We start from the raw sequence: 21411 nt of genomic DNA on the forward strand, positions 1-21411 counted from the left end.
TTGCGCAGATTATCAGAAAAGAGTTGGATAGCCCCTTCCTCTGCCTTTTCAGTTAATTCTGTACGAATACGTCGCTCGATAGCAGGCAAGACTTTTTTCTTAACAGATTGTTGAACAACTTCATCAATATAGGAATTTTTCACCTTGAAACGAGCAGCAAAGAAAGCTAGAATACGGTCCGTCGCATGTTCAAAACCGACTTTCAAGATACCTAGCTTCTCCCCACGATTGAGGGCTAAGGTACGATAACCTTGCATAGTTCCAACTGTCTCTGAAAAATCATAGTAAATCTGAAAAACCTGCTTTTCATCAAGACTTTCATCCTTGACTTGAGAAGTGAGTTTAGAGTGTCTCAGCACTTCCTGATAAGTTAGGGCGCGTAAATTGACATCTTCCGATAAGGCTTCGACCAAGATATCAACTGCACCAGCCAAGGCCTCCTTACCAGTCGCAAATCCTTCACAGACAAACTTTTCAGCCTCTTTCTCTAAGTCGGCTACATTCTGCAAAATCAAGCGAGCAAGAGGAAAGAGTCCGGCTTCACGGGCAATGGTTGCCTTGGTTCGACGCTTTTCCTTGTATGGAAGATAGAGTTCTTCTACGTCTGCTAATTTTTCGGCAGCTAAGATAGCTTCTTCCAACTCCTTGGTCAACTTGCCTTGTTCTTGAATCTTAGCTAAAACAGCTTCCTTACGGTCATTGAGATTGGTCAGACTTTTATCCAAGTCGATAATGGCCTTAATCGCCACCTCATCCAGACTACCAGTCATGTCCTTGCGATAACGCGCGATAAAGGGAATAGTCGCCCCTTCAGCTGTCAAACTTAGAACGGTATCGATTTGCTTTAACGTCACTCCCAAATCTTGAGAGATTTTTTCATATTTTTTATCCATGAAACTATTATACCACAAGCTGGAAGGCTTTCTCCAATCCTTTTCATACTCAATGAAAATCAAAAAGCAAACTAGGAAGCTAGCCGCAGGCTGCTCAAAACACTGTTTTGAGGTTGTAGATAAGACTGACGAAGTCAATCACACATATACGGTAAGGCGACGCTGACGTGGTTTGAAGAGATTTTCGAAGAGTATCAACTATCGAAAACAAATTAAAAAACTCCCTTTTCCTCAAAATAATAGTATAATAGAGGTAGAATTTAGAATTGAGGTATACCTATGGCTGTAAAATTTACAAAACGAGACGACTTGGATAAGATGTTTGAAGAGTTTGCGAAACTCCCAGATTTGAAACAAGTCACTTTCCCTGATGACAAAGAGAAAAAAGCCAAAACAGAAAAGAAAAACTAGATGACTGCTTTCCAAGAACTCCCATCTAGTGTACTTCAAACTGGAGCCATTTTTCTCTCCATTATCATTGAAGCCCTCCCTTTCGTTCTGATAGGAAGTATTGTCTCTGGGCTGATTGAGGTCTATATCACACCTGACAAGGTTTATCATTTTCTCCCTCGAAATCGTTGGGGGAGAATCTTTTTTGGGACCTTTGTCGGTATGCTTTTCCCTTCTTGTGAATGTGGAATCGTCCCCATCATCAATCGTTTTCTGGAAAAGAAGGTTCCAAGTTACACGGCCGTTCCCTTTCTTGTGACAGCACCTGTTATCAATCCTATTGTTCTCTTTGCGACCTATTCTGCCTTTGGCAACTCCTTCCATATCGCGCTGTTACGAGCTCTGGGTTCCATTCTTGTGGCTGTGATACTTGGGATTTTTCTAGGATTTTTCTGGCAAGAACCGATCCAGAAAGAAAATCGTCTGGCCTGTCATGAGCACGATTTTTCTCACTTGAGTCCTGCAAAAAAAGTTTTTCAGGTCTTTGTGCAGGCCATTGATGAATTTTTCGATACAGGTCGTTATTTGGTATTTGGCTGTCTCTTTGCCTCTGTTATACAGGTTTATGTTCCGACTCGGATTCTGACCTCTATCAGTGCGACTCCTCTTTTTGCCATCCTGCTCCTGATGCTTTTGGCCTTTCTTCTGTCGCTCTGTAGTGAGGCAGATGCCTTTATCGGTGCTTCTCTTCTCTCAAGTTTCGGATTGGCACCAGTTATGGCCTTTCTGGTGATTGGCCCAATGCTGGATATCAAAAATATTCTCATGATGAAAAATTACTTGAAAGCACGATTTATCAGTCACTTCATAACGATTGTGACTCTTGTCGTCTTAGTCTATTCTCTCTTGATTGGAGTCATCCTATGATTCGATTTTTAGTTTTAGCTGGCTATTTTGAACTGACCATTTATCTCCATCTGTCGGGCAAATTAAACCAGTACATCAACATGCACTATTCCTATCTGGCCTATATCTCCATGGTGCTTTCTTTTATTTTGGCAATTGTTCAATTGTATATCTGGATGAAGCAAGTCAAAACCCACAGTCATCTGAACAGCCGATTGGCCAAGATGACGAGTATTTCTCTTCTGGCTATTCCACTTGTCATCGGCTTAACTTTTCCAACTGTTAGCTTGGATTCTCAGACCGTTTCAGCAAAAGGCTATCACTTCCCCCTATCGGAAGGAACGGATCTGGCCATTCAGACAAGCGAAGGGACGACAAGTCAATATTTGAAACCAGATACCAGTTCTTATTTTTCAAAATCAGCCTATGAAAAGGAAATGCGAACGGCGGCGGATAAATACTTGTCCCAAGATAGCATTAACATTACTAACGAAAACTATATGGAAGTCATGGAGGCTATCTACGACTATCCAGATGAATTTGAGGGTAAGACAGTCCAGTTCACAGGCTTTGTCTATAACGACCCCAGTCATGCCAATAGCCAATTTTTGTTCCGCTTCGGCATTATTCACTGTATCGCGGATTCAGGTGTCTATGGATTGCTGACCAAGGGAAATACCCGGCAGTACGAGAACAATACCTGGATAACGACCAAAGGAAAACTGGTCAATCACTACCATAAAGAACTCAAACAAAATCTTCCAACCTTGGAAATCGACAGCTTTACCAAAGTCGATAAACCAGAAAACCCCTATGTGTATCGAGTATTTTGAAAAGCAAACTAAATCCATTAAAAACAAAACGAACAAGTTCTCTTCTGAATGACAGAAAAAGAGCCTGTTCGTTTTTTGTTGAGTATTGTATAGTAGAATATAAATTGCGATTTTTAAAATGATATATAACTAGTGAACAATTCACAAATCAAATACATTTTCATTCTCTACTTAATACTATGCTTATTCATCTTTTGTTCAAAGATCGTCGTGATAATCTGACGTAGTTCTTCTCGTTCTTTTTCTGGGATTTCACCACTTGTTTGAGCTGTAGCGTAAAGCTCAGGGTGTTCGATTGAAATGCGTTTAATCGTACGTGTCGTCGCATGTTTTCTGACAAAAAACGGAATTCGCTTAATCAAGTCTTGTGGGACTAGCGCAAGAATCTTCTCAGCAGTTTCCTTGTCACTAATCTTAGACGTCGTCAGCCCATTCTTTATCATTTCCTGTTCTTTTTCTGTAAAATCTTTTAATTCCATCTGATTGATCCTCCTATTTTCTCTAAGTTAAATTATAAACCAATCCAGATAAAACTACAAATGGACTGTTTGGAAATAGGTGCAATACTGTAAGGACGAGTCTGTTCTTTAATTATAAATCTTCCTCCTCAGTCACTTCCCATACTTCTGATTGATAGCCATTCCCATCAATATCGTATCTTTGGATATAGCCAATAAATGTTTCATTTTTTCCTGGTTTTCGACTGTTAATTATCGTACTCACCCATATACCTATCAAGAATAAACATAAAATGCCTAATACTATATCCATGTTAGATTACCTCTAGATATTAACCCACTTATCATTATCCATGATAAAAGGCTTAGCCAGTCCCTCACCTGTATAATCCGCATACTTGGTGCCTAAATACTTGTAACAATCTTCCTTGCTGGCAAATTTAATCGCTTGGTAGGGCTCTTCGAAAGTCAATTTCTCTACAAATAAGAAACCGTCATCAGCAGGTACTAAGACTCCAACGTGGCCTACAAACAGATACTCGCCATCCAGATTGTCGTGCAAGACTACAGACAGCATTCGAGCTTTTTCATTGAATTGAAATTGTGAGAAGAATGTTTCCATCTTTTCAGCGTGAACCTTGACATCTGTAGTTGCCTCAGTTGGAACTCGCGAAAATAGAATATCAAACTCTTCCTTATCTTGTGAATCAAAGACCTTTCCCTTATCAATCGCATCGTTATCTAGGAAAAGCAATTGGTCATTCTTTTCAAGCTTTGGAATGGTGACTGAATTTTTCAAAAGACAATAACTATTGATACGGCAGTTGGTCCCAACGAAATCGCCCTTCTTTTGATTCCAAAGGTTACTAATTTTCTCAACATCGTATTCGGTGTGAGTAAAGGAAGTGAAATCTCCTGATAAGCCAGTTGAGCCGACAATGGTATTGTAATCATTAACGAGATTAAAAAAGGCATCAACACTATTTGGATCCAAGTGAGCTGATAAGAGAGATTTGACCTCTTCTGTACTTACCTGATTGTTTAGGTTGGTGTATGAAGCTTTCCATGGAACTTTCGTTGAACTACTTTGCCTTTGACTCGTCCCATTCGAAATTGTAGCATCTTGTTGACAAGCAGCCAAGCCTAAAAACAAGACGGAACAGATTCCTAATGTGGCTAATTTTCTTGATGTCTTCATCTCTTTCTCCTAAATGTCTTGGATTAATGTTTCTTTAACTACTGCTTTACAGATATTGATTACTTTCTCATTTAATGTGTTCATCGTCTTTCCCTCCGATTTGTTTTTTTGTTATTTCCTTAAGCTTGATTTAATTATAGTAGGCGTTTCGTGCTCTGTCAACAAATTTTTTATGAAAACACAACAAAGTTTTCATTTTCTTGGATTTCGTGTGATGGTTTACTTATAAAAACAGAAAGCGATTTTATTCGTGGATAAAGAAGAGATTGCGATTGTTACAGGCTAAAAATAAAACAATATAGACTAGTAAATAGTTGGACTCAATAAAAATTGGGTACTAAGATAGGTATAAATAAAAACGCCATTGGAAATTATGAAAAAAGGGTTAGGTCTACTAAGAAAAATACTATATTTGACTTAGCTAAAGTATTCAGTAGCTTGATTGATGCCCTCTTTCCTCCAGTTCAAAAGGATTCTCCTAGCGATATCCAATCTATCTACGACCAACGGGCACCACCCCCAGACAAGGTAAATTCCTGACCTATGCCAAGAGGCAACTGTATGAGCAGAAAAACGAAGATAAACGAAGTATCGTAAAAATCATCAGACTGGACGACTACAGACAGACTACTTACTCTCGTGTTAGGTGTGGTTTATATATGCAGGTAGCCGCTTGATGCAGGATGACGATTTAGATATGGAGTTTCCATTCTATGAGGATGAAATCCCAGACGACTACGACGCAATCGCTTATGTCGTCAGCAGGTCCATGGAGTCAAAGATAAGAAACAGCGACTACCTATTTATCAAGAATCCCCCACAGATTGACTATAATACCATCGGCATCTTCCAAATAGACGGTGCTAACTATGTCAAGAAACTCCGCCAAGGCTACCTCAAAAAACTCAATCCCGAATACCCCGACGTCCACCTAGACGAAAGCAACCATATTCGTACCATCGGGAAAGTTGTCAGGCTGTATAGGGAGAATTAAAAAAGGGGGAGAATGGCGATATAAAACAAACAGATTTTAAAAGATTCGAAAAAGTTCATTCTACATTTCAAAAAAAGAATAAGTGACATAAAGTAGATTAGATTTTGTTAAACAATAGTGATATGTAAATTTAGAGAAAGGCATTTAAGATCACTTTGCAAAAGGCAAATACTAAACTAGCAAAACCGATAAACCAGCCCCTTAGTTCCCATATTTTCAGGCACACACTCCTTAGTATACTAGCTGAGAAGAATGCTATAATGGTTAGAATAGAACACAAAGACGCTAAAACAATAAATAACATCGACACTCACGTAAGTAAAAGAATGGAGCAAGCTGCTTTGAAGGTTTTAAATACCATATCATTAAATCGAAAATATATCAGAACGAATCTAAACAATTACATTACGATTGCTAAAACATTTGTAGAAATTCATTTGATTTTCCTAAGCACTTTGTGCATATCTTATTTCATACTCAATGAAAATCAAAGAGCAAACTAGGAAGCTAGCCGCAGGTTGCTCAAAGCACTGCTTTGAGGTTGTAGATAGAACTGACGAAGTCAGTAACATATATACGGTAAGGCGACGCTGACGTGGTTTGAAGAGATTTTCGAAGAGTATCAATCCATTATGAAAGTTTTGCCTCTTTGTTACCCTCTATACAAAAAACCTATCACACAAGCTCTAAAGCTGGATATGATAGGTTTTTATATTTTTCTTAACGTACTGTGCGGATACGCATTGTGTTTGTGCGAACAGCTTCTCCTACTGGCACACCAGCAACGATAACGATATCATCGCCTGACTCAACGAGACCTGCTTCTACCGCTTTACGTTCAGCGATTTCGAACATATCGTCAGTTGATGATGGAGCATCTGTCAACATTGGGATAACACCCCAGTTCAACATCAAACCACGTTCTGTCAATTCATCAAATGTCAATGCCAAGATGTCAGCATTTGGACGGTATTTAGAAATCAAACGAGCAGTATGACCTGTCTTAGTAAGAGTTACAACCAATTTGATATCCATTGAGTTAGTCGCATCTTTAACAGCAGAAGCCATTACTTCTGTCTTAGAGTTACGCTCAAATGAATCTGAATCCAAACGTCCGTATTCATTAAGAAGAGTTTGAGCGTTCTTGTCGATTGTAGCCATTGTAGTTACTGACTCGAGTGGGTATTTACCATTTGCAGACTCACCTGAAAGCATTGTTGCGTCAGTTCCGTCGATAACAGCGTTAAATACGTCTGATACTTCTGAACGAGTTGCACGTGGTTTTTCAGTCATTGTTTCAAGCATGTTTGTTGCAGTGATAACAACTTTACCTGCAGCATTGACTTTCTTGATAATCATTTTTTGGTAAACTGGAACCATTTCGAACGGTACTTCGATACCCATGTCACCACGAGCGATCATGATACCATCAGCTGCTTCGATGATTTCATCCAAGTTATCGATACCTTGTTGGTTTTCGATTTTAGCGAACAATTGAACATGTCCGTTTCCAGTTTCTTCACAGATTGCACGAACTTCGTTCACGTCTTTTGCAGTACGTACAAATGAAATCGCGATGAAGTTGATACCTTGTTCAAGACCGAAACGGATGTCGTCGTTATCGCGTTCAGCAAGAGCTGGGAAAGGAATTTTAGTGTTAGGAATGTTCACACCTTTTTGTTTAGCAATTACGCCATCGTTTTCAACTTCAACTTCAAATTCACGAGTTGCGTCATCTTTAGCAACCACACGAAGACCAAGTTTACCATCGTCAACCAACACTTGACGACCAACTTCAACATCATCATAGATATCAAGAGCACCAGCAACGTTCAACGCAATCACTTCACGGGTTGATTTGATTCCTTGTTTAGTTGCAACACGGATTTTTTCACCAGTTTTGTATGAATACTCTTTAGCTTCACCTTCGAACAATTCTGTACGGATTTCTGGTCCTTTTGTATCAAGAAGGAAACCAACTTTTTTACCTGCAAGTTTTTCAGCAAGTTTAACAGTTGCCATACGGTCACCTTGTTCTTGGTGGTCACCGTGTGAGAAGTTGAAACGGAATGTGTTAGCACCAGCTTCAATCAATTTAGCAATGTTTTTAGCTGAAGCTTCAACATCAAGTTTTTCACCCCAGTATCCGTCCTCACCGAATTTTTTACCACCACGGATTTCTACCGCAGGACCCAAAGTTGCAACGATTTTTACACGTTTGTTCATGATTTTTTGTGACTCCTTTATATATATGACCTTTTGGTCTTATTAACTAAATTATGAATTATGACAAGCAATTGTTCAATTGTGACAGGTCAAGATCAGCTTTGTGTGGATTATTTACAATAATCTTACCGTCTGCTGCCAAACTAAATAATGCTCCTTCTTCTGCAGTACCAAGAATTGGGTTTTCAACCATTTTTTCGTTACGAATACCTACCGCAACACCACCGATACCTTTTTTAAGAAGTTTAACGGCATGGGCACCCATACGTGACGCTAATACACGGTCACGCGCAGTTGGAGAACCACCACGTTGAATATGTCCAAGCTCTGTCACACGAAGATCGGTCGTATCTCCTGCTTCTTTCAGTTTTTGAGCAAATTCATCTGCTGACATAACACCCTCTGCCAAAACGATGATATTGTGTCTTTTACCACATTCATAGCCAGCTTTGATGCTTGCTACGATATCTTCAATTTTGAAGTCTTCTTCAGGGATGATAATTTCATCAGCACCAGTTGCGATACCCGCCCAAAGAGCGATATCACCAGCGTTACGCCCCATAACTTCGATGACAAAAGTACGACGGTGACTTAATGATGTATCACGAATCTTATCGATAGCGTCCATAGCAGTCGTAACCGCTGTGTCAAAACCGATTGTGAAGTCAGTACCAACGATATCGTTATCAATTGTACCTGGAAGACCGATAGCTGGGAAACCATGCTCAGTCAAACGCATAGCGCCGTGGTAAGAACCGTCACCACCGATAACAACTACACCTTCAATGCCGTGTTTTTTCAATTGCTCAATCCCTTTTAGTTGCCCTTCAAGTTGAGCAAACTCTGGATAACGAGCTGAGTGAAGGAAAGTACCACCACGAGAAATGATGTTTCCTACTGAAGCCGCATTTAAGGGATGAATTTCACCGGCAACCATACCAGCATATCCGTCATAGATACCAAACACTTCCATTCCTTCTGAAATTGCTTGACGAACAACTGCACGGATAGCAGCGTTCATACCAGGGGCGTCTCCACCACTAGTCAAAACAGCAATACGTTTCATATTGGTTTATGCTCCTTTTTCTTTTAACATTCTTCTTGATTATACCACATTTGATTTTAAAATTCTTCTATTTTCCGTATTTTTAGCGATAAATCGTTTTCATAACGATTTCATTCAATTTCTCCTCTAATTCATCAGATTTAACTACAAAATGATGGGGAGAAACGATGGTTTTCCGTTCCTCTTCATACCTGATGATGACTGGGATTGGACCTTTATACTGGTCTAAAATACGTGAAATTTCTTGATCCGATTCATGATTTTTCACCTGTATCCAAAAGCGTTCAGCAACTGCTTCTCTTATTTCTTGTGCAATCATTTGCAGACGGCCATCACGTGACTGGATTTTTCCTTTTATATAATAGAAGGCTCCCTCTTTTATTTCCTGCCCAACCTGTCGATATAAATCTGAAAAGAGGGTAACATCCAATTTTTTCTTACTGTCATCCACCTGTAAGAAAGCCATATTTTCACCTTTTTTGGTACGAATTACTTTTATCTTCTGAACCTCAACCAAGATAATAGCATAGCTATTTTCTGACAAATTCCCAATTGGGGTAATCGGGTAAATAGCCTTACTTGCAATAGCTTGCAGTGGGTGTTTGCTGACACCTATTCCTAAAAGCTCTTGTTCCATATAGAATTTCTCTTGCTCCGTCCAGTCCTCCGAATCTTGCCAACTATAGATGGTCTCACCAAACAAGCTTCCTAACTCTTTCACAAATTCAAATAGATTAACTAAATTATTGAATACTTTTTGACGATTTTTTTCAAATGAATCGAAAAGACCAACTTTTACCAAAGGTTCTAGCAGAGGAAGTTTCAGATAATTCTCAGGTAATTTAGCTATAAAATCTTCAATGTTAGAATAAGGTCTATTTTCAATAATCCATAGAGCCAAATCCTTGCTGACTCCTTTAATCGATTTCAATCCTAGATAGATAGACTTGTTGGCAATTTTATCATGATAGGGAATGGTGTTGATGGACAGAGGCGCTACTTCAAAGCCTGCTTCAAGTGCATCTATTAAGTAATCACTGTTGGCAGAATTCAACATGACCTGATAAAAAATGGCTGGATAATGCGTTTTGAAATAGGCCAACTGGAAGGCCAAGGCTGAGTAGGCGTAGGCGTGAGACCTGTTAAAACCATAACCTGCAAACTTCTCCATAACATCAAAGACCTGTTCTGCCTTTTCCGCAGTATGACCAGCTTCTAATGAACCTTGAATAAAAGAAGCCCTCATCTCATGCATGGCAGAGGCATCCTTTTTCCCCATAGCTCTGCGCAAAATATCGGCTTTCCCAAGACTAAATCCAGCAAAACGCTGAGCTACCTGCATAACCTGCTCCTGATAGAGCATGATGCCGTAGGTTGGAGCCAAAATATCCTCCAGAGCTGGATCCAGAACTGTCACTTCTTCCTGACCATGCTTTCTTGCCACAAAATTATTGATATAATCACTAGCTCCTGGTCGATTTAGGGAAGTAGTCGCTACGACATCTTCAAAACAGACTGGCTGAACACGTTTGAGCAAGCGAATGGCACCAGGTTGCTCAAATTGAAAGATACCTTTTGTATTGCCAGAAGCAAAAAGAGCTAGCGTTTCTTTATCTTCCAAATCTATTTCTTCTATTTTCAGGTGAATCCCTTCTGTTTCTGCAAGCAACTCTTGCATTTTCTGGACAAAGGTCAAATTTCGTAGTCCCAGAAAGTCCATCTTCAAAAGCCCGCTAGCTTCAACACCATGAGCATCGTACTGAGTCAGTGGAATTTCATCACCATGCTTCAGAGGGATGTAGTTAGTCAAATCTTGGTCACTGATCACAACACCAGCCGCATGGACAGAGGTTTGCCTTGGATAACCCTCAATCTTGCAGGCAATTTCAAAGGCTTTTTGATATTCTAACTTACTATTGATTTGCTGACGAAACTGGAGATTGCCCTCATAAGCCGACTTGAGATTATCACGAAAACTGATTTTTTTAGTAATTGCGGATAATTCATACTCGGGTACACCAAAGCGTTTCAAGACATCACGCAGAGCCTGCTTGGCACCAAAAGTAGAAAAAGTAACGATTTGAGCCGCATGCTTACTACCATATTTATTGCCAACATATCTGATAAAATCTGGACGATAAATATCAGGGATATCGATATCAATATCAGGCATGGTATAGCGTTCACGATTGAGGAAACGTTCAAAAATCAGATTTTTCTCTACTGGGTCAATTCCTGTGATATTCAAGGCATAGGAAACCAAGCTGCCTACTGCAGAACCCCGTCCCATCCCCATATAATAACCATTCGAACGTCCGAAACGCAGCAAATCCCAGACAACCAAGAAATAATCATCAAAGCCCATATCATGAATAACAGCCAATTCTTGGTCTAGTCGATCTTGATATTCTTTACTAGTTAACCCCTTCTGAGCAAGCCCAAGCTCAGCACGTTCTCTCAACTCTTCTACTGCTGGTCTAGCTGGGTTAAAACGAGGCAGTTTCAGACTAGTGTCCAAGTCGTAAGAAATACCTGAAATAAGCTTTTCTAAATTGTCAAAGGCTTGCGGAAAACGCTCTTGGAATAGTTTTTCTAAAGAATTTGCTGATATAAAGACATCTTGTCGTGAACGTAAGGGAACTTCTCTAAGCGGTAGATTTTCTTTGATTGCTGTTAAGACTTGCAGAACTTCTCTATCCCTGCTTTCAAAGGCATTGACCCGATAAAGGGGTAAGATAGGATGATGAAATTCGCTTGCCAGTGTTTCTGGATAAACACCAATATAATAATCACGGCCTAGCTCTAATGACTCCAATCCATCAAAATAAGGCACAATTACCGCAATATCCTCCAGATACTGAGATAAAACTGACCAATTTTTCTCTCCCTGCATCTTGGCTGTTGAAAGCTTCATCAACTGCTGATAGCCCACACTAGACAGAGCTAAACAGCGTAAATTCACTTCCTGATTATCCACTAAAACAGTCATTTCAAGCCCTAACAATGGATGAATGCCGTATTTTTTTGTAACCTCTAGAAAGTCAAAAGCACCATAAAGATTATCAATATCCATCATAGCCAAATGAGTGTAGCCGTATTCTTTAGCCGCTTTCACATACTTTTCAATCGAAATGACGCTTTCCATAAAACTATAGACTGTTTTTGTATCTAGTTGTGCGATCAATTTACACTTCTCCTCTATCCTTCTCACTATATTATACCATTTTCACCTATAAAAGGCTTCTCTTGAGAAACATTTCATCAGCTTACTAATTTATTTTCTATTCATTTGTATTTTTGTCATCATTTTTATATTTATACTGTATTATATATGAAATAGAAAACATATAATATAAATCTCCTAGAATTTTTATATTATACCTATTATGTCTATTATTACACTGTTCTCTATATTGAATTTAACACTTTATTCATTTTTATTGGATTATTTCCTTTTGCAGTTAACAATTCCCTTTCTGCTTTTTTTTTGATATAATAACCTTAACTATTATTCTATATGGAGGTTCTATGCGTTTTAATCAATATAGTTATGTCACTTTTCCAAAAGAAAATATCTTATCTGAACTAAAAAAATGTGGCTTTAATTTACAAAACACAGCCAATCCCAAGGAATTACTGGAAACTTTTTTACGTCGCTTTTTTTTCACTTATGAGAACACCGACTATCCACTCTCCTGCTTAGCTATAGATAAAGAAACTAACATATTAACTTTTTTCAAATCTGACAAAGACTTGACAGCAGATATTTTTTATACTGTCGCCTTTCAACTTTTAGGCTTTTCTTATTTGATTGACTTCGAAGACAGTGAAGCTTTTCGTAAAGAGACTGGATTTCCCATTGTATACGGTGACTTGATTGAAAATCTCTATCAGTTACTCAATACTCGCACTAAAAAGGGAAATACGCTTATCGACCAACTTGTTAGTGATGGCCTGATTCCGGAGGATAATAACTACCACTACTTTAACGGCAAGAGTTTGGCTACTTTTTCTAGCCATGATGTCATTCGTGAAGTCGTTTACGTTGAGTCTCGTGTTGATACTGATCAAAAAGGGCTACCAGACTTAGTCAAGGTCAGCATTATTCGTCCTCGTTATGACGGGCAAATCCCTGCTATCATGACTGCAAGCCCTTATCATCAGGGAACAAATGACAAGGCCAGCGATAAGGCTCTCTACAAGATGGAGGGCGAGCTTGAGGTTAAATCTGCTCATAAGATTGAACTAGAGGAACCTCAACTCAATCTCGTCCAACCTCAAGGCCAAGCTGAGCTTGTGGCTGAAGCTGAGGAAAAGCTAAGTCACATCAACTCTAGCTATACAATCAACGACTACTTCCTTCCACGAGGTTTTGCCAATCTCTATGTTTCAGGTGTTGGTACCAAAGACTCTACTGGTTTCATGACTAATGGCGACTACCAACAAATTGAGGCTTATAAAAATGTCATTGATTGGCTAAATGGCCGTTGCCGTGCCTTTACCGACCATACGCGCCAGCGTCAAGTCAAGGCTGACTGGTCAAACGGAAAAGTAGCTACAACTGGACTTTCCTATCTAGGTACCATGTCCAATGGTCTGGCGACTACAGGTATCGATGGTTTAGAGGTTATCATTGCTGAGGCTGGCATTTCTTCATGGTACAACTACTACCGTGAAAACGGTCTGGTGACTAGCCCAGGTGGTTATCCAGGTGAGGACTTTGACTCCCTTGCTGAACTAACCTATTCTCGTAATCTCTTGGCCGGCGACTATATCCGTGGCAATGAAGCTCACCAAGCTGACTTAGAAAAAGTAAAAGAGCAGTTAGATCGCAAGACTGGCGACTATAACCAGTTTTGGCATGACCGCAACTATCTGCTCAATGCCCATAAAGTAAAGGCAGAGGTTGTCTTTACCCATGGTTCTCAGGATTGGAATGTCAAACCACTTCATGTTTACCAGATGTTCCATGCTCTTCCCACTAATATAAATAAGCATTTCTTTTTCCATAATGGCGCCCATGTGTACATGAACAACTGGCAGTCCATTGACTTCCGTGAGTCCATAAATGCCTTATTGACCAAGAAATTACTAGGACAGGAAACAGATTTTCAGCTTCCGACCATTATCTGGCAGGACAATACCGCTCCTCAGACTTGGTTATCACTTGATACCTTTGGAGAGCAAGAGAACTTTGAAACCTTCTCACTTGGTCAAGAAGAGCAAGTTATTCAAAACCAGTACTCAGATAAGGATTTTGAGCGCTATGGTAAGACCTACCAAACCTTCAATACAGAACTCTATCAAGGGAAAGCTAATCAGATTACTATTGACCTTCCTGTGACCAAGGACATTCATTTAAACGGTCGCGCTCAGCTCAATCTTCATATCAAATCCAGCACAAACAAGGGGCTTTTATCTGCTCAATTACTGGAACTTGGTCAAAAGAAATACTTACAGCCTTATCCAGCTGTTTTAAGTGCTAGAACCATTGACAACGGTCGCTATCATATGCTGGAAAATCTCTGTGAATTACCATTTAGACCAGATGCACAACGAGTCGTGACAAAAGGTTACCTCAATTTACAAAATAGAAATGATTTACTGTTAGTAGAGGATATTACTGCAGATGAATGGATGGATGTGCAATTTGAACTACAACCAACTATTTACAATCTAAAAGAAGGAGATACTCTTCGTTTAGTCCTCTATACGACTGACTTTGAAATCACCATCCGTGACAATACCGACTACCACTTGACTGTCGACCTCACTCAGTCCACGCTTACCATACCTTGCTAAAAGGAGTTACATTATTATGAATAAATCAGAACACCGCCACCAACTCATACGCGCTCTTGTCGCAAAAAACAAGATTCATACACAGGCTGAATTACAGTCCCTTCTTGCTGAGAACGACATTCAAGTGACCCAGGCAACCCTCTCACGCGACATCAAAAATATGAACCTGTCAAAAGTCCGCGAAGAAGATAACGCTTATTATGTTCTTAATAATGGTTCTATCTCAAAATGGGAAAAACGTTTGGAAAACTATATGGAAGATGCCCTCATCATGTTGCGACCTATTCAGCACCAAGTCCTACTCAAAACTCTTCCTGGTCTAGCACAATCGTTCGCTACAATTATTGATGCTCTTGATTTCCAAGATATTATCGCAACCCTTTGTGGTGATGATGTTTGCCTTATCATCTGTGAAGATGCAGATACTGCTCAAAAGTGCTTTGAAGAACTGAAAAAATTCGCCCCACCATTTTTCTTTGAAGAATAATAAATGACTACAACTAACAATTATGCTTTTAAAAAACCTGGTAGAAAGTCTTTAACATCAGAAAACGCATAGTATCAAGTGTTGAAAACCCTTGATACTATGCGTTTTGCTTTATCCTAGGAAGATTTATACTCTTCGAAAATCTCTTCAATCCGCGTCAACGTCGCCTTGCCGTAGGTATGGTTACTGACTTCGTCAGTCTTATCTACAACCTCAAAACACTGTTTTGAGCTGACTTCGTCAGTTTCATCTACAACCTCAAAACAGTGTTTTGAGCAGCCTGCAGCTAGTTTCCTAGTTTGATCTTTGATTTTCATTGAGTATTCCTTCATTTTCTCCTGCAATTGAATTCTTGCTCAGCTTTTTGTTTTCTATTTCTTTAAAATCAAAGTAGCTCGTTTGTTAATAACTCGATCAACAAACATCGTGGTACAAGTATCTACTTTGAAATTTATCAGCCACTTAAAAACTGATACTGTATTCTAGGAAAACGATGACATTCTTCCTAATAAAACTTCTCATATATAAGATAAATTTCTACTCTTTTTAATTTTAAATGAGTCTCAGCATGGCAATCACTTTAGAATTTAAGCCACTTCTCCAGCTCGATCATTGATGAGCTCAATGGTTTGAACAATATTACGAAGTACTGGTAGTTGGTGTTGGAAGAGTAGTTGAACAGATCCATGAGATTTAAATGGCTCTTGCGTTAACACTTTCATCTCTAAGCAACCATTTTCTACAATGTAGTCTACAATCAATTTTACAAATGAAATCTGCCTGGCATTAAGGTTCTCATCCGACAAAAATTTAGAAAAAATACGATTGGCAGACTCTCTATCTAAGCCAATAATCTCACGCACCAATCTCGGAATTGCCTTATTTTCATAATGATGTTGGTAGTCTGATTTGCTACCTAATTTTTCCCAGAGCAATTTTTCAAGTGCAAGCATATCATCAGATGTCAACTTTTCATTATGGTATAGCTTAGAAATGGACTCTTCATCCAGATGAGTTTTCAAGTAATGCTCAACTTTTTCATTATAAGATCGAAGATCGTTGACCTGTAAAAATGCTGTGGTCTCGTGAACAGTGGAGAGTATACGATCTTCAAAGTTAACATAGTAGGGTTTACGGTCTGTTTTATCCAAAAACTGTAATAAATCTCGAATAGCAAGACGAATTTTTTCCAAATCAGACAAGCTAACTTCTTTCCAAAATTCAGGCTCCTGTACTTTCCTGATAATTTCAGCCTGCTCAAAAACCTGCGGGATATTGCCAATAGCAGAAAGAGCTCTAGCCGTCTTCATCACTTGGGAAATATGAACAGTGGAAGATTTAGCTGTCAGTTGCCCTAACTGAATATGAAGTAAGCACAAATCAAATCTCCTCGCCATCTCATCTTCTTTATCTTCATCAAATAGAAGCGGAGAGAGATTGTTTTGAATGGTTTCACTTGTAACAGCAGTTAGATTCTGCCAACTTTCCAATTTCCTATAGCTATAAACTGTGTCTAAAACCATACGAACCCTGAAGTCCAACTCATTTAAGCTCTCTATACGACCTTGAAGTTCTGAGACAAGCTCCTGACGATATGCTCTAGCAAACTGATCTTCTTGGTATTGGAGTCCCTGAAGTTCTCGAATCAAGTCCACTTTGATATTAAATAAACGCTGAGTCAACGAAACAATGTGACGACCCTCTCCATCTCTTGGATCTGCACGAAAATAATCAAAATTGTCCCCATAATCAAATACCAAGAAGTTTTCCTTATCCTGCTCAGGTCCAAATAAATCTTTACATAGACGGGTTCCTCGACCAATCATCTGCCAAAACTTAGTTTTAGAGCGTACTTTCTTGAAGAAGACTAAATTCACAACCTCTGGTACATCAATACCTGTATCTAACATATCGACAGAAATCGCAATTTGAGGATACTTCTCCTTAATTTTAAAATCATCAATCACGGTCTGATAATGCTTAATACTATAATCAATCACCTGAGCATAGTCGCTCCCTTTTTCAGGATAGCGGTTGTTAAAAATACCTCTGATATATTCCGCATGAGCATGATTTTTAGCAAAAATAATAGTTTTACCAATTTCATCACCCGAGGCTGTCTGAATTCCTCTTGTCATGAGTTCATTTAAAACAATTTCTACTGTACTTTTATTGAAAATAAAGGAATTAAATACACTCCCATCAATATCTTTTTCACAGCTATCGTCTTCAAATTTGCTATCAAAATGTTCCTTTTCTTCTTCGGACAAATCATCATAATGTAGACCATCCGTAGGTAGTTTCAGTTTGGTTTCGATAGAATGATAGGCTACTAAATATCCGTCTTTAACAGCTTCTTCCAAATCATATGCATATGTTGGAACCCCATTCTCCAAATTAAAGAATCCATAGGTGTTTTTATCTAAATCTTGACGAGGAGTAGCTGTTAAGCCTACAATCCTTGCATCAAAATAATCAAAAATGGACTTGTATTTCTGATAAATAGAACGGTGAGACTCGTCAATTATGATAAGGTCAAAATGCCCAACAGTGAAAGGGCGTTGATTTACTTCTTCTTGACCACTAATCGCTCCAATCATAGTCGGATAAGTTGAAAAGACCATGCGACTTGATTGAGCTCCTTCTTTATCTTCTAAGAAGTTACAAACGGAAAGATCTGGGAGTAATTTTCTAAACGAATCATAGGCTTGCTTAACCAAGGAAGTTCTATCGGCTAAGAAGAGAACGTTTTTTACCCAGTTATGACGTGATAAGATATCAACTAGAGAAACTGCTGTACGAGTTTTCCCCGCCCCAGTTGCCATAACCAAAAGTGCCTGTCTACGATGATTAGAGAAAGCTTCACAAACGCTTGCAATCGCATGTTTTTGGTAGTGACGCCCGGAAATATCGTCTCTAATTTTACTAGAAATATCCTCAAGTGGTTTTTGAAGATGACGTCTATCCATCACTAATTGCAATTCTTCTTGAGAGTAAAAGCCTGCAATCTGGCGTCGGTTCGGACCATCAAGTATATAGTGCTTCAAGCCGTTTGTAATAAAGCAAATTGGCTGATAGCCGATATGTTTCTCCAGAGCTTCAGCATATTCTTTGACCTGTACTTCCCCTACTTCTGGATTGACAGAGGCTTTTTTAGCCTCTACAATCGCTAAAATTTTCCCATTTTTACCATAAAGTACATAGTCACAGTAACCAATTCCTGAACCGTGCTTGAGACCATCAACGGCTATCTCAACACGACAGTTTTCTTCAAATCTCCATCCTGCTAGACGGAGATCAATATCAATAAAGAGCTTTCTTGTCTCTGCCTCAGATAATTGATCAATATGGAAAGGCACATCTTGCCGTTGCGCTGCAGTCTCACGTTTTTCAGTATAAGTCTCTTGAACTTCTACGGACTGAGCAGCCATCTGTTCATGAAAATCAGGCAGTTCTGGTAAACTGTCTTGTAACTTTATCATAGATTGTGGAGTTTCTCGGTATTTGATGTTTGCTGAAAGTGGTAAGCACTTCTCATCAAAATAACGCTCCACAAACTCATTGCTGTAACAATAATCGATAAAATTAACAAACTGATACAAATGATGTAAAGCTAAAATCGCTTCTCGTTCCTTAATTTCACCACCATGAGCAGCATGGTTTCCCCACCGAATCAACAGAACTATCTGCTTGTGGAGTTCAGAATCTACGATATCCCTAAAATCATCATCCCATACTAAAGAAGATAGAGTAGCACGATAGGGAGCTTCTAAATATGAATCGTGACTATATATCCAATGGACAGCCTGCTCTAAAGCACGACGCGCCATAAAGGCGGTAGCCACAGTTGATGTAGCAATCATATTCTCAGCTTCAATGCAAGGTTTTGAAAAAGATTCATATTCGTCATTTTTTAAAAGAAAGCTAAAATTTCCCATTTTTTTCTCACTTTAAACAAATAGTTTAGCTATATTATACTAAATTTCAAGCTATTTCTCCACACTTTTATAGCTATCTCACAAGCAAATTGTGATTTGTCGACCTGGGCTACAAAGTCTGCGAACTCATTTTGGAGGGCTAGAGGGGGGAGGGGGATGGAAATATCTTGTAATTCCTTTGCATTTATATTAGCTTGATTAACAGCACCTTTCGCGATGTTCCTTAGAAACTTCTTTGTACTAGGAAAATTTAAAAATTCGGATAGATATCTAGGGTTTAAAATATTATTATTTGTTCTAATACGAATAATGTAACCTGCAATAACCATATCAAAATCTAATTCATAAATACATGTTTTCCCAACTAATTCAATACTATTTGTACGATTAAATAGTACATCCCCTTTTCTTACTACATACTTTTCTAAGTCTTTCTCTGGAACATCTATGTGTTTTAAATTCTGTATATTCAATCGACCGTCTTCAGTTATATTATTCATTCTTAAATATCCATACTTACCGTTAAGAGTGGCTGGTAAACTAGTTCCATATCGGACTTCTTCAACTAATTCTCCAAGTCTTTTTAATGGAAAGTTTCTTAGCATAAACATCTCGTTAAATCGGGATTTTACGAGATATTCAAACTCAATCAATTGTTCTTTTCTAGTATAAATAAGTTTATCAATTTTTTTTAGAACTTTAACTTGTTTCCTCTGTATGTCATACGTTGGCAAAAAAATCTCAATATCAGATACTATACTTTTAGATATTTCCTTGAATGTTGCTCCTCGCCCCAAAATATTCAAATAATTTTTTCTTGCTTTAAAAAAATAATATAAATACTCATTATTGATTTTATTTGAGCAGATAAAATTTTTAAAACCTTGATTACAATACATCTCACATCCTGAAATTGCAACTTTACCAATCGGAGCACGAGACGATAACAAAACTGTTCCCGTAGGAAATGATTTCAAGCCCGTTTCTTCAATTCCTAACTTAGTAATTTTCCGTTGTGTGTCAAAAACGATAAAATCATCATCACTAATTTCTGCAGGAGTAATCCATTTGTATTCTCCATTCCAATAATTTGGATTACTACTCTTTGGAGTTGAACCTGTAACTATTTCACAAATTTCCCCTAACTTCACTTTCTTCATGCAACCACCTCCTCGGAATATCGGGATTTGCTTTTAAGAGATGAATTTTTGGTGTGAATGCTTGACATTATTTTGATTGACCATGGCATAGGCCAGGGTTGTATCAATTTTGCTGTGACCTAGTAGTTTTTGGACCTGTTCAATAGGCATTCCTTTATCAATAGCCTTTGTCGCTAAAGTTCTTCTGAATTTATGTGGATGAACCTTTTGTATGCCGAGTTTGTCTCCTAACTTTCTTAAGCGAATCTCTACACCAGCAATTCCAAGCCTCTGGACTTTTCCAACTAGCGTTACAAAAAGAGCAGGGTGACTATCTTTTCTGTCGTTAAGATAGTTTCTTAAATGAATTTTCGTCCGAGCGTCAAAATATACTGGTCTCTCCTTCTTTCCTTTACCAAATACAACACACTCTCTGTTTTCAAAATCAATATCTGAACGATTCAACTGTACAAGTTCCCCTACACGCATACCTGTCGATGCTAGTAGATCTATTATTGCCAAATCTCTCAAATTTTCACAGTTATCGCGCATAATTTCCAAATGTTCATCAGTATAAGTTTCCTTCACATTTTGCTCAGTCTTAATTTTCTTTATCCGTCGAATTGGATTTTTAATGATGTATTCCTCTTGCTCAAGCCAAGCAAAAAAAGAAGACAATATACGCCTAATATTGTCTAAATTTGCCTTACTACAGTCCTTTTCAGACTGGTAATTTGCTAAATAACTCCTTAAATCATCTGTTGTGAGTTGTGTCACAGACTCCTTAATAGCATTAAACAAGTTTTCAATCGTCCTCTGGTAATAACGAATTGTTTTTGAGCTACAGCCCTCTACCTGCTTGGCGGTAATAAATAATTGCAACAGGTTATTATTCGAATACTTCTGCTGCTTTTTTCCGTCTACTAGATGATGTTCTAAACTCTCTCTCAATGCTAGTAATTGTTCATTATTTAAAAGAGGTAACATTTCTTGCATGATAATTGTAACTTTTGATTCCATCATTTCTCACTTTCTTATTCATCAATAAAAAGAGACAATATCAGTTTCTGCATTACAGAAT

General features: G+C 38.5%; 16 protein-coding genes and 1 pseudogene. 6 read left to right on the plus strand and 11 right to left on the minus strand.

Annotation, left to right across the window (positions count from 1 at the left end; genetic code table 11):
* Positions 1–893: Tex-like N-terminal domain-containing protein (locus WKI23_RS06425; RefSeq protein ID WP_368079335.1), on the minus strand; the 893-nt coding region annotated here is incomplete at its 3' end.
* 279 nt (positions 894–1172) lie between these two features.
* Here WKI23_RS06425 and WKI23_RS06430 point away from each other — a divergent pair.
* The 3 genes from WKI23_RS06430 to WKI23_RS06440 are packed head-to-tail and all read left to right on the plus strand — an operon-like array spanning position 1173 to position 3022.
* The gene (locus WKI23_RS06430) at positions 1173–1304 is read left to right on the plus strand and encodes an SPJ_0845 family protein (protein ID WP_049511209.1); all 132 of its coding nucleotides are present in this window, start codon (positions 1173–1175) and stop codon (positions 1302–1304) included.
* Positions 1305–2210 carry a permease gene (locus tag WKI23_RS06435; protein WP_368079336.1) on the plus strand — a complete coding sequence of 302 codons (906 nt, stop codon included), beginning with the start codon at positions 1305–1307 and terminating at the stop codon, positions 2208–2210. It begins immediately after the preceding gene.
* Positions 2207–3022: a TIGR03943 family putative permease subunit gene (locus WKI23_RS06440; RefSeq protein WP_368079337.1), complete on the plus strand. Its 816-nt coding sequence runs from the start codon at positions 2207–2209 to the stop codon at positions 3020–3022. The genes WKI23_RS06435 and WKI23_RS06440 overlap by 4 nt, the downstream gene beginning before the upstream one ends.
* A 167-nt stretch (positions 3023–3189) precedes the next feature.
* On the opposite strand, the gene WKI23_RS06445 is transcribed toward WKI23_RS06440, so the two are convergent.
* The 3 genes from WKI23_RS06445 to WKI23_RS06455 form a co-directional block, all read right to left on the minus strand.
* A complete protein-coding gene (locus WKI23_RS06445) occupies positions 3190–3501 on the minus strand; it encodes a hypothetical protein (protein WP_112443570.1) in 312 nt (103 codons plus the stop codon).
* Positions 3502–3613: 112 nt separating this feature from the next.
* A complete protein-coding gene (locus WKI23_RS06450; protein WP_368079338.1) occupies positions 3614–3793 on the minus strand; it encodes a hypothetical protein in 180 nt (59 codons plus the stop codon).
* 12 nt (positions 3794–3805) lie between these two features.
* A complete protein-coding gene (locus WKI23_RS06455) occupies positions 3806–4678 on the minus strand; it encodes a DUF4300 family protein (RefSeq protein ID WP_368079339.1) in 873 nt (290 codons plus the stop codon).
* Between the two features lie 330 nt (positions 4679–5008).
* Between WKI23_RS06455 and WKI23_RS06460 the strand changes: the two are divergent.
* Positions 5009–5672: pseudogene (locus WKI23_RS06460) on the plus strand (S24 family peptidase).
* Positions 5673–6392: 720 nt separating this feature from the next.
* Here the strand turns inward: WKI23_RS06460 and pyk are convergent.
* From pyk to WKI23_RS06475, 3 genes are all read right to left on the minus strand, one after another.
* On the minus strand, positions 6393–7898 hold the full coding sequence (gene pyk, locus WKI23_RS06465; RefSeq protein ID WP_368079340.1) for a pyruvate kinase: 1506 nt from the start codon (positions 7896–7898) through the stop codon (positions 6393–6395).
* A gap of 58 nt (positions 7899–7956) precedes the next feature.
* Entirely contained in the window at positions 7957–8964 is a 1008-nt protein-coding gene (gene pfkA / locus WKI23_RS06470; RefSeq protein ID WP_000820871.1) for a 6-phosphofructokinase, read from the minus strand.
* Positions 8965–9046: 82 nt separating this feature from the next.
* The gene (locus tag WKI23_RS06475) at positions 9047–12148 is read right to left on the minus strand and encodes a DNA polymerase III subunit alpha (RefSeq protein ID WP_368079341.1); all 3102 of its coding nucleotides are present in this window, start codon (positions 12146–12148) and stop codon (positions 9047–9049) included.
* Between the two features lie 344 nt (positions 12149–12492).
* On the opposite strand from WKI23_RS06475, the gene WKI23_RS06480 reads away from it, so the two are divergent.
* The gene (locus WKI23_RS06480; RefSeq protein ID WP_368079342.1) at positions 12493–14766 is read left to right on the plus strand and encodes a Xaa-Pro dipeptidyl-peptidase; all 2274 of its coding nucleotides are present in this window, start codon (positions 12493–12495) and stop codon (positions 14764–14766) included.
* A gap of 16 nt (positions 14767–14782) precedes the next feature.
* A complete protein-coding gene (locus WKI23_RS06485; protein ID WP_050241520.1) occupies positions 14783–15253 on the plus strand; it encodes an arginine repressor in 471 nt (156 codons plus the stop codon).
* 116 nt (positions 15254–15369) lie between these two features.
* Here WKI23_RS06485 and WKI23_RS06490 read toward each other — a convergent pair whose 3' ends face one another.
* The 4 genes from WKI23_RS06490 to xerA all read right to left on the minus strand — a co-directional run bounded on the left by WKI23_RS06490 (position 15370) and on the right by xerA (position 21350).
* Positions 15370–15570, minus strand: coding sequence for a hypothetical protein (locus WKI23_RS06490; protein WP_368079343.1), 201 nt, complete (start codon positions 15568–15570; stop codon positions 15370–15372).
* 270 nt (positions 15571–15840) lie between these two features.
* A complete protein-coding gene (locus WKI23_RS06495) occupies positions 15841–19191 on the minus strand; it encodes a DEAD/DEAH box helicase family protein (protein WP_368079344.1) in 3351 nt (1116 codons plus the stop codon).
* 29 nt (positions 19192–19220) lie between these two features.
* A complete protein-coding gene (locus WKI23_RS06500) occupies positions 19221–20351 on the minus strand; it encodes a restriction endonuclease subunit S (protein WP_368079345.1) in 1131 nt (376 codons plus the stop codon).
* Between the two features lie 33 nt (positions 20352–20384).
* Positions 20385–21350: a site-specific tyrosine recombinase/integron integrase gene (xerA, locus tag WKI23_RS06505; RefSeq protein WP_000444456.1), complete on the minus strand. Its 966-nt coding sequence runs from the start codon at positions 21348–21350 to the stop codon at positions 20385–20387.
* Positions 21351–21411 lie beyond the last annotated feature (61 nt).

Source organism: Streptococcus pseudopneumoniae, from assembly GCF_038148955.1.
In the GTDB taxonomy this organism is placed as follows: domain Bacteria; phylum Bacillota; class Bacilli; order Lactobacillales; family Streptococcaceae; genus Streptococcus; species Streptococcus pseudopneumoniae_T.